The organism is Friedmanniella luteola (genome assembly GCF_900105065.1).
Lineage (GTDB): Bacteria > Actinomycetota > Actinomycetes > Propionibacteriales > Propionibacteriaceae > Microlunatus > Microlunatus luteolus.
In genome coordinates this window covers 2,825,368-2,838,748 of record NZ_LT629749.1, presented here as the reverse complement: position 1 = coordinate 2,838,748, position 13,381 = coordinate 2,825,368, and the positions used below count along the sequence as shown (strand labels likewise).

The following is a 13,381-nucleotide window of genomic DNA, read 5'->3' as shown; positions in this document are numbered from 1 at the left end:
GCCCGAACACCTCCTCCCGCGCGATCGTCATCCCCGACGTCACGTCGGCCAGCACGGTGGGGCGGACGTAGTGGCGGTGCGCAGCCCGTCCGGACGGCCCGGCCCGCCGGCGACCAGGCGGGCGCCCTCGGCCAGGCCGACGCCGATCAGGTCCTGGACCTTCTCCCACTGCCGGCGCGCCTGCGTCCCGTGCCGGCGCGGCCACCCCGTCCAGTGCCTGCTCGCCTCCGGCGTCGTCTCCCGCGGCGGGGTCCTGCAGGACGGCACGAGCCGGCTGTCGGCCGGCGGTGCGACCTCGCACCACTCAACGGGGGTGTCGGCCTTCGCCGAGGAGGCCGTGGTGCCGGCGGCGGGCGCGATCAGGGTCGACCCGGCCGCCCCGCTCGACGTGGTCTCGCTGGTCGGCTGCGGGGTCGCCAACGGTGTCGGGGCGGTCCGCAACACCGCGCGGGTGGAGCCGGGCAGCTCCGTCGTCGTGCTGGGCTGCGGCGGCGTCGGGCTGTCGGTGGTGCAGGGCGCGCGGCTGGCGGGGGCCGGCCGGGTCGTCGCCGTCGACCTGCGGCCCGGACAAGACCGCGCTCGCCCGCACGCTGGGCGCCACCGACGTCGTGGACGCGGCGGCCGGCGACACGGTCGAGGCCGTCCGCGCCCTGCTCCCGGACGGAGCCGACTACGCCTTCGACGCGATCGGCGGCCCGGCGCTGACCGAGCAGTGCGTCGCGGTGCTGGGCATGGGCGGGGCCGCGGTCGTCGTCGGCATCCCACCCGCCGGCGTGCGGGCCGCGTTCGACCCGGGCACCCTCGTCGCGAGGGAGCAGCGCATCCTCGGCTCAACGACGGCGGGATCGACCCCGCGCGCGACATCCCGCGGCTGGTCCAGGAGTACCTGGCCGGCGACCTGCTGCTCGACCCGTTGGTCAGCCGGCGGCGGCCGCTGGAGGAGGTGGCCGCGAGCCTGGACGACCTCGCGCGGGGTGGCACGTTGCGCGAGCTGCTGATCCCCTGAGACCGTCGGCCGACGACCGACCCCCGACAGGAGCTCCCGATGCACGCCGTACCCGAGCTGGACCGCCTGGACCACGACACGGCGTGGCGACTGGGCCTCGCCCTCGCCGAGCGCTGCCGGGCCGCCCGGCTGCCCGTCACCATCGCGATCTGGCTGGGGGAGCAGCGGGTCTTCCACAGCGGGTGCCCGGGCAGCAGCGCGGACAACGACCGCTGGGTGGAGCGCAAGGCCGCGGTCGTACGGCACTTCGGGGTCGCCTCGGCGCAGGTGCACGCGACGTACGTCGGCGAGGGCGGCGACGTCGAGACCTTCCTGCGCCTCTTCGCGCTGCCGCTGGACCGGTACTTCCCGGCCGGGGGAGCGGTCCCGCTCGTGGTGGCCGGGGCCCTGGTCGGGGTGCTGGCCGTCTCCGGGTTGGCGGGCAGCGAGGACCACGACCTCGCGGTCAGCGCCCTCGCGGAGCTGGCCCGCACGTCGCGCTGACGTCGGCACCCGGTCCGGGCGGGAGGACCGTCGGGCGGTCAGTGCCCCAGCGCACGCCGGTGGGGCCGTCCGAGGGCCGCCTGGCGCGCCAGCCGGCGCCGGTCGAAGAAGCCGGCGTGCCGGACCGTCAGCCAGCCCCAGCCGACGGACCCGTGCAGCAGCAGCAGGGGGGCGCCGGGCTCCGGCGTGGCCGAGACCTTGATGCTGGACATGCCCCACTGCGAGGTGAGCCGGTCGGTGTTCACCGCCCACGAGTCCGGCAGGACGATCCTGATGTGGCCCATGCCGCCGTCGATCTCGACGTCGACCGTCGGGGCCAGCGGGGTGGCCTGCAGGCAGTCCAACCGGACGCTGCCGACGGCGCCGTTGAGCCGCAGGAAGGGCGGGACGTCCCAGCGGCCCCGCCGGGTGACGCTCGACCAGCCCGCGTCGAGCACGAGCCGGTCGTCCGGCGACGAGCCGGGCCCGCCGAGGGGACGGGGCTCCGGCGCGGGGCGGGCCCCGCTGAGCGCGGTCGACGGGAGGTCCACCGGGAGGTCGGCGACGAGGGCGTCGAGATCGGCGTAGGTGCGGGCCCGCAGCGTCGCGTCGAGCCGCTGGTCCAGCTCCTCCAGGGTGATCCGGCCCTCCGCCAGCGCGTCCTGCAGGACGGCGGCGACGAGGTCGCGCTCCTTGTCGCCGATCCGGAGCTCGGGCCGGGACGAGGTCATGCGGGCAGCATAGCCAGGCCAGGGCGCCGTCGAGGCTGCTGCGGCCACCGGGGGCCACGCTAGGCTCGCGCCGCAGGCCGGACCTGCTCGTTCGGGGGAACCAGCCGTCGGAGAGGGACCCCCTTGCGTGTCACCGTGCTCGTCACCCCCGCCCACCCGGTGACCCGGGGCCAGGGCCGGTGAGCCGTCCGCCGGTGGCCGGTCGCCGCCCGCTGACGCTGCGGGCGGCCGTCATCGCCAGCCTGGCCGTCCTCGTCGCGGCGACCCTGCTCAGCGCCGGGGTGTCGGTGTGGGAGCGGCACGCCGTGAGCCGCGTGCAGGCCGACCTCCGGGAACGGCTCCGTCCGGCCCAGACCGCGGTGGTCGACCTGACCCGGGCCTACGTCGACCAGGAGACCGGCCAGCGGGGCTACGCCCTGACGGGCCAGCGGTCCTTCCTGCAGCCCTACGCGGACGGCCGGCGCGACGCCGACCGGCTGCAGGCGCTGCTCGGCGGGCTGCTGCACGAGGACGTGGTCGCGGGGCCGCTGCTGGTCGCCGCCTCCGAGGCGGGACGGCGCTGGCAGCAGGAGGCGGCCGAGCCCGAGATCGCCGCTCGTCAGCGCGGAGCGGTCGACGGGACGGACACGGTGGTCCTGGCCACCCGCGGCAAGGTGCTGTTCGACGCGCTGCGGCAGCGGCTCGCGGAGGTCGCGCAACGGATCGACCAGCTGACCCAGGACCAGCTCGGGGGGCTGGCGACCGCGCAGGGCCGGGCCAACGCCGCCACGGCGCTGGCGGCCCTGGTCGCCGTCGGCATGGCCGGCTGGACCGCCTGGGCCCTGCCCCGCGCCACCACCCGGCCGCTCGCCCGCCTGGTCCGCGAGCTCAGTGCGGTCGCCGACGGGGACACCAGCCGGCGCATCACCGTGGCCGGCCCGCCGGAGGTGCGGACCATCGCCGCCGCCGCGGAGACGATGCGCACCACGCTGGTCGCCAGCGCGTCCGCCCTCGCCGCTGCGCAGCACCAGGTCGGGGCGGCGGGGGAGCGCGAGCGGGTGGCCCGCGAGGTCGGGGACCGCACCCTGCACCGGCTCTACGCCCTCACGCTGGGGCTGAGCCGGCTGCGCGCCGGACGTCCGGGGCTCGCCGGGGCCGTCCGGCCGCTGGTCGACGAGGCGGACGGCATCGCCCAGGAGCTGCGCGGGATCATCCACCCGCTGCCGGCCGAGGTCGCGCCGCCGGTCGACGGCCCCTGAGCCCGGGTGCTCCCGGGCCGGGGCCGCGACCCGGAGCCTCAGCGGCAGGGGAAGGTGCTCGCCGTGCACGGCCGACCGGTCGCCCACGCGTCGCCGAAGTGCTGGACGTAGGCGTCGTAGAGCGGGTGGGCGGTCGCGGTCTCGGGGGCGAGCTTGACGAAGATCTCGTCGTTGCTGCGCAGCGCCCCGCTGCTCCAGTTCTGCGAGCCGGTGTAGACGCGGTACTGGTGGCGGCCGCCGAACTTCCCCTGCACGGCGAAGAACTTGTCGTGCACACCCACCACGCGGCGGATGCTGACGCCGGCGCTGGTCAGGCTCTTGTAGACCTCACGCGGCATCCGGATGGCGCCCCCGCTGCTGCCCACCAGCAGCCAGACCCGGCAGCCCTTGGCCCGGGCGGCGGTCACGAAGCGGAGCAGCGCGGGGCGCCCCGAGGTGACGAAGGACATGCCGATCCGGATCTGGCAGCTCGGGTCCGGCGTGACGTCGTCCAGCCGCGCGACGATGGTGTCGGTCTGGCCGGCCCCCTCGGGCGAGGCGTAGACCGAGGCCGAGGACGCCTCCTGGTAGCCGCGTCCGGAGCGGGCGTCGTAGTAGTCGTCGCCCGGGCGGTGCCGGCGGTCCCACAGGTCGGTGAAGTAGTGGTTGAGTCCCGACGCGAGGTCGGCGTCCCCGTAGACGGTGACGGCGTTGTTGAACTGGTCGGAGCCCGTGGCGTAGGTCAGGTTGGCCGAGCCGAACCAGGACACGTCCGTGCGCGGCAAGCCGTCGGGGTCGGTGGTCTCGCTGAACGTGAACATCTTCACGTGCAGGTCACCGTCGTCGCTGGTGCTGACGCAGGCGCCGCCGGACCGGCGGGTGCTGCCGTACGCCGCGGGTGCGTAGCTGCAGAACCGGACCGAGTGCAGCTGCTCGAGGATGTCCACCGCCGGGCTGGTCGAGGTGGCGTTGTCGCCGTCGGCGAGGACCAGGACGGTGACGCCCCGCTGCTCGGCCGCGACCAGCGCCCGCGCCACCGGCTGCACCGACAGCGAGTAGATCGTGCCGCGGACCGTGGAGCCGGCGGGCGCACCGTCGATCAGCCGCACCACCTCGTCGTGGATCGTGCGGTCGCGGCCCCCGTGGGCCGCCGGGTTCGTGAAGTGGGCCCGGACCTGCTGGCCCCCGAGCCGGGTCGTGACGGACGCCGGCGCGGCCTCGGCGGCCGGGGCGGCGGGCGGCGGGGCGGCCGTCGAGGTGGTCGTGGGCAGGACGAGGCCGACGGCGCAGGCCAGCACGAGCCAGCTCGTGCGGGGGCGGGGAAGACGCATCAGGGGAGCTCCAGAGATCGGGTCCCCCGAGGGATGCCCGCACCCTAAGCGCCGACCGCCCGAGCGGCAAGCGGGGCGCGCTCGGGAGCGCCGCCGCGGGCTGCCGGCAGGTCGACCCGGGGCGGACCAGCCCAGGGCAGATCTGCCGGCGGCAGCGCGCTCTGGTCCGCGGGGCGCGCCGGGGTGAGCGTGGACGGTACCGGCTCGCGGGACGTCCCCGCGGGCTCGACAGGAGAGGCCCGACCATGATCATCACCAGCCCGCCGGCCCACGCGATGGCCGCGCAGCCGTCCACCGCCCCCTTCGACGACCAGCTGTCCGCCCGGCTGCTGCACCAGCGGATCGTGGTGCTGGGCCAGGAGGTCGACGACCCCGTCGCGAACCGGATCTGCGCGCAGCTGCTGCTGCTCTCCGCCGAGGACCCGCGGCACGACATCAGCCTCTACATCAACTCCCCGGGCGGCTCGGTCAGCGCCGGCCTCGCGATCATGGACACGATGCGGCTGATCCCCAACGACGTCAGCACTCTGGCGATGGGCCTGGCCGCCAGCATGGGCCAGTTCCTCCTGTCGGCCGGCACCCGGGGCAAGCGGTACGCGCTGCCGCACGCCCGGGTGCTGATGCACCAGGGCTCGGCCGGCATCGGCGGGACGGCGGTCGACATCGAGATCCAGGCGCAGAACCTGGAGCACGTCCGGGACACCGTCCTCGGCCTGATCGCCGAGCACAGCGGCCAGCCGCTGGCCACCATCGAGGCCGACTCCCGCCGCGACCGGTGGTTCACCGCGGAGGAGGCCCGGTCCTACGGCCTCGTCGACCACGTCGTGACGTCGCTGGACGACGTCCGCCCGGGCGGGCGTGCCCTCGTCGGGCTGGGGGCGGTCTGAGTGAGCAGCTACACCATCCCCAGCGTCGTCGAGAAGCGGCCGACCGGCGAGCGCTCGCTCGACATCTACAGCCGGCTGCTCAGCGACCGGATCGTCTACCTGGGCACCGAGATCGACGACGGCGTCGCCAACGTCGTCGTCGCCCAGCTGCTGCACCTGGAGTCCGACGACAGCCAGCAGGAGATCAACCTGTACCTCAACTCCCCGGGCGGCTCGGTCAGCGCGATGTTCTCGATCTACGACACCATGCAGTTCATCGCGGCCCCGGTGGCCACCACCTGCGTCGGGCAGGCGGCCTCCGCGGCCGCCGTGCTGCTGGCCGCCGGCGAGCCCGGCCGGCGGTCGATCCTGCCGCACGGGCGGGTGCTGCTGCACCAGCCCTCGACGCAGGGCCAGGGCACCCTGCCCGACCTGGTGCTGCAGGCCCGGGAGATCGGCCGGGTGCGGAGCCAGATGGAGGAGGTCCTCAGCCGGCACACCGGGCAGACGCTCGAGCGGGTGCGGGCCGACACCGACCGGGACACCGTCTACCCGGCCGCCGAGGCCGTCGCCTACGGACTCGTCGACGAGGTGTTCAGCGCGCGCGGGTGAGGTCCGCCGGGCCGGTCACGCCGCGCGCGCGACCGGCCCGCTCGGCGGGGCGCCCGGCCCCGAGCGGCGGCTGGTCACGTCCAGCGGGGTCAGCCGGCGCAGCACCAGGCGGGTGAGGTCGACCAGGCTCAGCTGGAGCGCACCGGTCACCGCCGCGAGGACCTCCGAGGACGGTTCCTTGCGCCCCCGCTCGACCTCGGAGAGGTACTGCACGGAGATGCCGGCCCGCCGGGCCACCTCCGCGAGGGTCTGCTCGAGCCGGTGCCGCTGCTCGCGGAGCACCTCACCCGCCGCCTCCCGCCACAACGGCTCCGGAGGACCGGGCCGGTTCGCGGGCGGGCGGACGCGACCGACCACGGCGTCGCGCTCGGACCGGGAGCCCGGCCCGGACGACGCGGTCGACGCGGACGGTGACCGGTCGGCCCGGCGGAACGGCAGCAGCTCACCCATGACCCGACTCTAGGCCGGGCGCCGGACCGGACCAGGGGCGTTCTGCCCAGAGCAGAGCGGAGCCGGGCCGGGCGCCGGGGGCCTGGAGCGATCGGGACCAGCGCCCGTCGCGGCGGGCGTCCTGGCGGCAGTTCGTGGGCCGTCCGCTCGGGACGGTGGGGGACGAGGTCACGGGAGGGGATCGCGGGGCGACCAGCCGGCTCCGGGGAGCCCCGGACGTGACGAAGTCCGTGACCACCTGCTCGGGGGTTCAGGTGGTCACGGACTCCGGACTGTGGTGTCGGGGACCATGCTCGGGGGTTCATGGCCCCCGACACATCCCAAACTCTAGAGGGCTTCCAGCCCGGCGGCGACCATTTCGGTGTCCTCTTGATGACATGTCCAGAAGTGGACAGGAATCGCGTCCACAGCGCACTTCTGACGACGGGTGGGAGAGATCTAGCCTGCAGGGGAGAGCCCACCACAGAGCAGGAGCCCATGACGCAGCACCCCGGTCCGGGCGACCTCCTGGACGCCGAGCACGCGCCGACGGCGGTCGCCCGGCTGGCGCGTCAGGTCCTCGAGGCCTACCGCGACGCCGACGACGACCTCCGGCACGCGATCCACGACTCGCTGCACGCCGGGCTGCTGTCCTCGTTGCTGCTGGCCGAGGAGGAAGCCGCTCTGACGGCGGTCGCCCCGCAGGTCCGCGCCGCCGACCGGGCCGGGGAGGGCGGGGAGGGCCAGCGGAGCTGACCGCCGGTCACCGGCCGGCCGGTGACCGCGCGCCGGCGAGCCGGATCCCGCTGTGGCCGACGGTGCTGCGGGTGACCGCCCGCCACCAGGGCCGGAGGTCGTGCACCAGCCGGAGCTCGATGCCCGCCTCCTCGTGCAGGGCCAGCAGGTCCCCGACCGGTCGCGGCGGTCCGAGCGGGGTCACCGGGTGGTCGGCGACGTGGGCGTGCGGCTCGGGCTCTCCGTAGGGCCGGAAGTCAGCGGCGTCGAAGCGGTAGGCGTAGAGCCGGGTGGTCTGGATCCTCGTCAGCCAGCCGTACTCCACGACGTGCACGCGCTCGGCCTCCGGGCCCAGCACCGCCCGGCGGTCGGCCTCGGTGGTGCCGGGGCGGACCCAGGCCAGGGCGCGCGGGCACTGCCGGGGGAACCAGTAGCTGGGCGAGCTGGCCGCGTCGACCGCCCAGACGAGGGCAGCCCGCTCGGTCGCCGTCCTCGCGACGTGCGGCACGAAGCGCCCGAGGTGGGGGTCCTCGGAGAAGTGCAGGACCGTGCCCGGCTCAGCGCGCACGGTGAGCCCTGACCGCGGCGGTCCGGCGGTCCTCGGCAGCTCGGGGGCACCTCATCCCGGTAGCCTCGCACCTCGCCGCCCAGCCCCTAACCTGACCGGCATGACCTCGACCTGGGACGACGACCGCCACGCCTTCACCGACGCCGCGACCTGGGTCGTCGCGCTCAGCCGGCAGGTGGGGGACCGGTGGGACCGGCCGGGTCTGGGGGAGTGGGACGTGCGGGCCCTGGTGGGCCACACCGGTCGCGCCCTGCTGACCGTCGAGACCTACCTGGGCCGGCCGGCTGCGACCGTGGCGGTGAGCTCGACCGCCGCGTACTACCGGGCCGCGCGGGAGCTGGTGGGGGGTTCCGAGGTGACCGAGCGCGGACGCGAGGCGGGCCGGGCCCTCGGCCCGGACCCCGCAGCCGCCGTGGCCGAGGTGGTCGCGCGCGTCCTGCCCCTCGTCGCCGGCTGCGACGGCGCGGAGCTGGTCACCACCGTGGTCGGCGGCATGCGGCTGGCGGACTACCTGCCCACCCGGGTCTTCGAGCTCGCCGTCCACGGGGCCGACCTCGCGGCGGCCCTCGACCTGCCGCTGGACGTCCCCCCGACCGCGGCGGCCAGCGCGCTCCGCCTCGTCGCCGACCTGGCCGTCGCCGACGGGCGGGCGGGGACGCTGCTGCGCGCCGTCACCGGGCGCACGGGCCTCCCCGGCGGGTACTCGGTCCTCTGAGGGCCGCACCAGCACTGGTGCGCTGACCGGCCACGGGGCAGGCCGGTCTGCGGCTGGCGCAGGGCGAGGCCGAGCTGGTGCTCAGCACCCGGCTGGCGCCGGAGCCCACCTGGCTGGTGACCTCGGTGGACGAGGCCGTGCGGGTGGTCGTGGCGGCGGGCGGTGCCCTGGTGGCCGCGCCCGTGGCGGTCCCGGTGGGCCGGCTGGCCGTGGTCAGCGACCCCTTCGGCAACCGGCTGGTCCTGCTGGACCCGTCCGTCGGGCGCTATGTCACCGACGACGCGGGCCGGGTCACCGGGGTGCAGCCGACTTCCGGCTGACGGGGCGGGGTGACGGGCAGCCGACTGCGCCCCGACCCGGGCCTGCTCTGCTGAAGCCGGGGTCGGAGCGGAGCTCGTCGGCGGTGCGAACCGTGCTCCTCCGATGCGCCACGGCAGGACAGCTGCACGAGCTCCCGGGATGCCGCTGAGCACAGTCTCAGCCGAGGTAGGCGGGGTTGTCAAGTTCCTCGTCACTGCGACTGCTCGACGGTCAAGGTACCTGGGTCAGGTGCCGCAGAACGTCCGGTAGCGGCCGAAGTCGTCCGGCGCGGGTTCGGCGTACCGCTCCAGCCCCGCCCGCTCCACGTAGGGGTCGCTCACCGCGGCGAGCAGCCGCCGGATCGGCCCGAGGTCGGCGAGGGTGGCGGCGGTGAGCGCCTCCTCGACGAGGTGGTTGCGCGGGATGTAGCACGGGTTCACGCGGTCCATCGCCGCTGCGTCGGGGCCGACCGCCCGCCACCGGTCCAGCCAGTCGTCCAGGGGCTCCGGGTGGGCCAGCAGCGACCGCACGGGCCCGGCGTCGCCGCGCGCCGCCACGCCCAGGCGGCGGAAGAAGCTCGTGTGGTCGGCCCGCGAGCCGATCAGCAGCGTGAGCAGGTCGTCGACCAGCGAGGCCGCCACCGGCGGGTCCAGGGAGGCCGGCAGCCCCAGCTTGGCGCGGAGCCCGGCCGACCACGCCGCCTCGTGCAGCGGCTGGAACTGCCCCAGCGACTCCACGGCGAGGGCGACGGCCTGCTCCTGGTCGTCGTCGAGGAGGGGCAGCAGCGACTCGGCGAGCCGGGCGAGGTCCCACTCCGCCACGGCCGGCTGGTTGCCGTAGGCGTAGCGGCCGCGTTCGTCGATGGAGCTGAACACCGTCGCCGGGTCGTGGGCGTCGAGGAAGGCGCAGGGGCCGTAGTCGATGGTCTCCCCGGAGATGGTCACGTTGTCGGTGTTCATCACCCCGTGCACGAACCCGACGAGCATCCACTGCGCCACCAGCGAGGCCTGCACGGCGACGACGGCCTCCAGCAGGGCGCGGTACCGGTCCTCGCGCTCGGCGGCGGCCGGGTGGTGGCGGGTGATGGCGTGGTCCGCCAGCCGCCGCAGCAGGTCGACGTCGCCGCTGGCCGCGGCGTACTGGAGGGAGCCCACCCGCAGGTGGCTGCTGGCGACGCGGGCGAGCACTGCCCCCTGCTGGACGGTCTCCCGGCGCACCGGCTGGCCGGTGGCGGTCACCGCGAGCGCGCGGGTGGTGGGGATGCCCAGGGCGTGCATCGCCTCGCTGACCAGGTACTCCCGCAGCATGGGGCCGACCGCGGCCAGGCCGTCGCCGCCGCGGGCGAAGGGGGTGCGGCCGGAGCCCTTGAGGTGCAGGTCGCGCAGCCGGCCCTCGGCGTCGGTGAGCTCGCCCAGCAGCAGGGCGCGTCCGTCCCCCAGGCGCGGCGACCAGCCGCCGAACTGGTGACCGGCGTAGGCCTGGGCGACCGGGGTCGCGCCGGGCGGCACCAGGGCGCCGACCAGCAGCCGGACGCCCTCCTCGCTGCGCAGCCAGTCCGGGTCCAGCCCGAGCTCGGCGGCGAGGGTGTCGTTCAGCAGCAGCAGGCGGGGGTCCGGTGCGGCGGCCGCGGTCCAGGGGACGGCCAGCGCCCCCAGCTCCGAGGCGAAACGGTGCTCGAGGGTCAGAGCCGGCGAGGGGGCGACGCTCACGGACCCGAGCCTACGGCCCGGAGCCGGGGCCCCCGCGGTGCCCGGTCCCGGGCCGGTGCGCCGGCGGCGGTCGCAGCCCGCTGGTCCTACCATGGGGCGCCGCCACCGCAGGCGGCCGCGAGCCCGGTGCCCGCCCGCGTGCGGGTCGGCGCGGCCGGGACGTCGTCCGGCGCGAGGAGAACAGCGTGCACGTCCTGGTCCTGGGAGCCGCCGGCATGATCGGCCGCAAGCTCACCGCCCGCCTGGTGGCCGACGGGCACCTCGGAGGCCGAAGCCTCGAGCGGCTGACCCTGGTCGACGTGGTCGCCCCCGCAGCCCCCGCGGGGGTCACCGGCGAGGTCGCGACCGTCGCGGCCGACCTGGCCGCCGCCGGCGCGGCGGATCGGCTGCTCGCCGACCGGCCCGACGTGGTCGTCCACCTGGCCGCCGTGGTCTCGGGGGAGGCCGAGGCCGACTTCGAGAAGGGCTACCGGGTCAACCTCGACGGCACCCGGGAGCTGCTCGAGGCGGTCCGGGCCGCGCACGCCGCCGACGGCTACCACCCCCGCCTGGTCTTCACCTCCTCGATCGCCGTGTACGGGGCGCCGCTGCCGAACCCGATCCCCGAGGACTTCCACCTGACGCCGCTGACCAGCTACGGCACCCAGAAGGCGATCGGCGAGCTGCTGCTGGCCGACTACACCCGTCGTGGGTTCGTGGACGGCGTCGGCATCCGGCTGCCGACCATCTGCATCCGCCCGGGGAAGCCCAACCAGGCCGCCTCCGGCTTCTTCTCGAGCATCCTGCGCGAGCCGCTGGTGGGTGCCGAGGCGGTCCTCCCCGTCCCGGAGTCGGTGCGGCACTGGCACGCCTCCCCGCGCTCCGCCGTGGAGTTCCTGGTGCGCGCGGCGTCGCTGGACGGGGACCAGCTGGGCCCGCGGCGGACGCTCTCGATGCCGGGCCTCAGCGCGACCGTCGGGGAGCAGATCGAGGCCCTGCGGCGCGTCGCCGGCGAGCGGGCCGTCCGGCTGATCCGTCACGAGCCGGACCCCGCGGTCCTGCGCATCGTGGAGACCTGGGCGCCCGCGCTGGAGGCCGACCGGGCCCGCCGGCTGGGGTTCACGGCCGAGAGCTCCTTCGACGAGATCATCCGCGTGCACGTCGAGGACGAGCTGGGCGGCTCCCTCCCCGGCTGACCGCCGGGGGACCCTCGACGCCGCCCGGCGCGGCTGATAGGCATGCGGCATGGCAGTCAGAGACGACGCTCCGAGCTCCGCCGGCTCCGCCGCGGACAGCTTTCCCACCAAGACGCTCCCGCGCCCCGAGGTGCGGGACCTGCCCGACGCCCCGATCGCCTACCGCAAGCTGATCGGCCCGGGCATCGTGGCCGCCGGCGTCGGTCTCGCCTCGGGTGAGTTCATCCTGTTCCCCTTCATCGCCAGCCAGGTCGGCCTGGTCTTCGTGTGGGCGGCGATGGTCGGCCTGATCACCCAGTACTTCATCAACCTCGAGATCGAGCGCTACACGCTGGCCACCGGCGAGACGGCGCTCACCGGGTTCAGCCGGTTCTGGCGGCACTGGGGCCTCTTCTTCGCGATCCTCGCCTACTTCGCGAACCTGTGGCCGGGCTGGGCGACCAGCAGCGCCACGCTCGCCTCCTACATCTTCGGTGGCACCCCGGCCTACATCGCCATCGGCATGCTGCTCGCCATCGGGCTCATCCTCACGCTCGCGCCCGTCGTGTACGTGGCGCTGGAGCGGGCCCAGATGCTCAAGGTGGCCGCGGTCGTCCTGCTGTTCGTCGTCGGCGGGATCGTGGCCGTGGGCGCCTCCGCCTGGTCCGACGTGGGCCAGATCGTGACCCGTCCCGGGATCCCCGTCGAGCAGCTCGGCTTCGCCACCCTGCTCGGCGCGCTGGCCTTCGCGGGCGCCGGCGGCGGGCAGAACCTGGTGCAGTCCAACTGGATGCGGGACAAGGGCTTCGGGATGGGGGAGTACGTGCCCCGGCTGGTCAGCCCGATCACCGGCCAGCCGGAGGCCAAGCCGTCGACCGGCTACATCTTCGAGCCGACGCAGGCCAACCTCTCCCGCTGGAAGGGCTGGTGGAAGTTCGCCAACATCGAGCAGCTCTGCACCTTCGTGCTGATCACGTTCTTCACCATCCTGTTCACCTCGTTGCTGGCCTACTCGACCGTGTACGGCCGGGAGGGCCTGGCGAGCAACATCAGCTTCATCAAGACCGAGGGCGAGGTCCTGGCCGAGCGGGTGGGTTCGTGGTTCAAGTACTTCTTCTGGATCATCGGCTCGTTCTCCCTCTTCGCCGCTGCGCTGGGCATCGTCGACTACACGAGCCGCCTGGCGGCCGACGTCCTCAAGACCAGCTACGCCCGCAAGGCCGACGAGTCGAAGATGTACGCCGGCCTGGTCTGGGGCCTGGTGGGCGTCGGCATCGTCGTCCTCCTCGCGGGCTTCGACCAGCCGATCGTGCTGCTGGTCATCGCCGCCGTCGTCGGCGGCTTCATGATGTTCATCTACTCCGGCCTGCTGATCCTCATCAACCGGAAGATCCTGCCGGCCCCGATCCGCATCCGGGGCCTGCGGCTGGGCGCGATGGTCTGGGCGATCCTGCTGTTCGGGACGCTCTCGTTCCTCACCTTCCGCGACCAGCTCGCGAAGCTGTTCGGCTGAGCGGGTCCAGCCAGCACGGTGGCGGTCCGGGGA

The 13,381-nt window shown here is 75.1% G+C and carries 16 protein-coding genes; 10 read left to right on the top strand and 6 right to left on the bottom strand.

Annotated features, from left to right (window positions below; all coding sequences use genetic code 11):
• Positions 1 to 39: 39 nt before the first annotated feature.
• Positions 40 to 267, bottom strand: coding sequence for a hypothetical protein (locus tag BLT72_RS23635; protein ID WP_483423481.1), 228 nt, complete (start codon positions 265 to 267; stop codon positions 40 to 42).
• A 20-nt stretch (positions 268 to 287) separates the two neighbouring features.
• On the opposite strand from BLT72_RS23635, the gene BLT72_RS22535 reads away from it, so the two are divergent.
• Both BLT72_RS22535 and BLT72_RS13345 read left to right on the top strand, forming a co-directional pair.
• Positions 288 to 998, top strand: coding sequence for a zinc-binding dehydrogenase (locus BLT72_RS22535; RefSeq protein WP_425349209.1), 711 nt, complete (start codon positions 288 to 290; stop codon positions 996 to 998).
• A 47-nt stretch (positions 999 to 1,045) separates the two neighbouring features.
• Positions 1,046 to 1,489: a heme-binding protein gene (locus tag BLT72_RS13345; RefSeq protein WP_091413421.1), complete on the top strand. Its 444-nt coding sequence runs from the start codon at positions 1,046 to 1,048 to the stop codon at positions 1,487 to 1,489.
• A 38-nt stretch (positions 1,490 to 1,527) separates the two neighbouring features.
• Here the strand turns inward: BLT72_RS13345 and BLT72_RS13340 are convergent, their stop codons facing one another.
• The gene (locus BLT72_RS13340; RefSeq protein ID WP_091413419.1) at positions 1,528 to 2,199 is read right to left on the bottom strand and encodes a DUF1707 SHOCT-like domain-containing protein; all 672 of its coding nucleotides are present in this window, start codon (positions 2,197 to 2,199) and stop codon (positions 1,528 to 1,530) included.
• A gap of 194 nt (positions 2,200 to 2,393) precedes the next feature.
• Between BLT72_RS13340 and BLT72_RS13335 the strand changes: the two genes are divergently transcribed.
• Positions 2,394 to 3,437 carry a CHASE3 domain-containing protein gene (locus tag BLT72_RS13335; protein WP_172826070.1) on the top strand — a complete coding sequence of 348 codons (1,044 nt, stop codon included), beginning with the start codon at positions 2,394 to 2,396 and terminating at the stop codon, positions 3,435 to 3,437.
• Between the two features lie 38 nt (positions 3,438 to 3,475).
• Here BLT72_RS13335 and BLT72_RS13330 read toward each other — a convergent pair whose 3' ends face one another.
• Positions 3,476 to 4,747: a phospholipase D-like domain-containing protein gene (locus BLT72_RS13330; protein WP_091413416.1), complete on the bottom strand. Its 1,272-nt coding sequence runs from the start codon at positions 4,745 to 4,747 to the stop codon at positions 3,476 to 3,478.
• 245 nt (positions 4,748 to 4,992) lie between these two features.
• Here BLT72_RS13330 and BLT72_RS13325 point away from each other — a divergent pair, with 245 nt between their 5' ends.
• Together BLT72_RS13325 and BLT72_RS13320 are read left to right on the top strand one after the other, a co-directional pair.
• Positions 4,993 to 5,634 carry a ClpP family protease gene (locus BLT72_RS13325; RefSeq protein WP_425349208.1) on the top strand — a complete coding sequence of 214 codons (642 nt, stop codon included), beginning with the start codon at positions 4,993 to 4,995 and terminating at the stop codon, positions 5,632 to 5,634.
• A complete protein-coding gene (locus BLT72_RS13320; RefSeq protein ID WP_091413414.1) occupies positions 5,635 to 6,225 on the top strand; it encodes a ClpP family protease in 591 nt (196 codons plus the stop codon).
• A 15-nt stretch (positions 6,226 to 6,240) separates the two neighbouring features.
• Here the strand turns inward: BLT72_RS13320 and BLT72_RS13315 are convergent, their stop codons facing one another.
• Positions 6,241 to 6,675 carry a helix-turn-helix domain-containing protein gene (locus tag BLT72_RS13315; protein WP_091413412.1) on the bottom strand — a complete coding sequence of 145 codons (435 nt, stop codon included), beginning with the start codon at positions 6,673 to 6,675 and terminating at the stop codon, positions 6,241 to 6,243.
• Positions 6,676 to 7,152: 477 nt separating this feature from the next.
• On the opposite strand from BLT72_RS13315, the gene BLT72_RS13310 reads away from it, so the two are divergent.
• Positions 7,153 to 7,410, top strand: coding sequence for a hypothetical protein (locus tag BLT72_RS13310; protein WP_091413410.1), 258 nt, complete (start codon positions 7,153 to 7,155; stop codon positions 7,408 to 7,410).
• Positions 7,411 to 7,417: 7 nt separating this feature from the next.
• Here the strand turns inward: BLT72_RS13310 and BLT72_RS13305 are convergent, their stop codons facing one another.
• Positions 7,418 to 7,957, bottom strand: coding sequence for a DUF6886 family protein (locus BLT72_RS13305; protein ID WP_091413408.1), 540 nt, complete (start codon positions 7,955 to 7,957; stop codon positions 7,418 to 7,420).
• A 100-nt stretch (positions 7,958 to 8,057) separates the two neighbouring features.
• On the opposite strand from BLT72_RS13305, the gene BLT72_RS13300 reads away from it, so the two are divergent.
• Positions 8,058 to 8,672 carry a maleylpyruvate isomerase N-terminal domain-containing protein gene (locus BLT72_RS13300; RefSeq protein ID WP_091413407.1) on the top strand — a complete coding sequence of 205 codons (615 nt, stop codon included), beginning with the start codon at positions 8,058 to 8,060 and terminating at the stop codon, positions 8,670 to 8,672.
• A gap of 77 nt (positions 8,673 to 8,749) precedes the next feature.
• Entirely contained in the window at positions 8,750 to 8,992 is a 243-nt protein-coding gene (locus tag BLT72_RS13295; protein WP_091413406.1) for a hypothetical protein, read from the top strand.
• A 225-nt stretch (positions 8,993 to 9,217) separates the two neighbouring features.
• Here BLT72_RS13295 and BLT72_RS13290 read toward each other — a convergent pair whose 3' ends face one another.
• Positions 9,218 to 10,681 carry a protein adenylyltransferase SelO gene (locus BLT72_RS13290; protein ID WP_091413404.1) on the bottom strand — a complete coding sequence of 488 codons (1,464 nt, stop codon included), beginning with the start codon at positions 10,679 to 10,681 and terminating at the stop codon, positions 9,218 to 9,220.
• Positions 10,682 to 10,866: 185 nt separating this feature from the next.
• Between BLT72_RS13290 and denD the strand changes: the two genes are divergently transcribed.
• Entirely contained in the window at positions 10,867 to 11,856 is a 990-nt protein-coding gene (gene denD, locus BLT72_RS13285) for a D-erythronate dehydrogenase (RefSeq protein ID WP_091413402.1), read from the top strand.
• Positions 11,857 to 11,905: 49 nt separating this feature from the next.
• The gene (locus BLT72_RS13280; RefSeq protein WP_091413400.1) at positions 11,906 to 13,348 is read left to right on the top strand and encodes an Nramp family divalent metal transporter; all 1,443 of its coding nucleotides are present in this window, start codon (positions 11,906 to 11,908) and stop codon (positions 13,346 to 13,348) included.
• Positions 13,349 to 13,381: the final 33 nt, after the last annotated feature.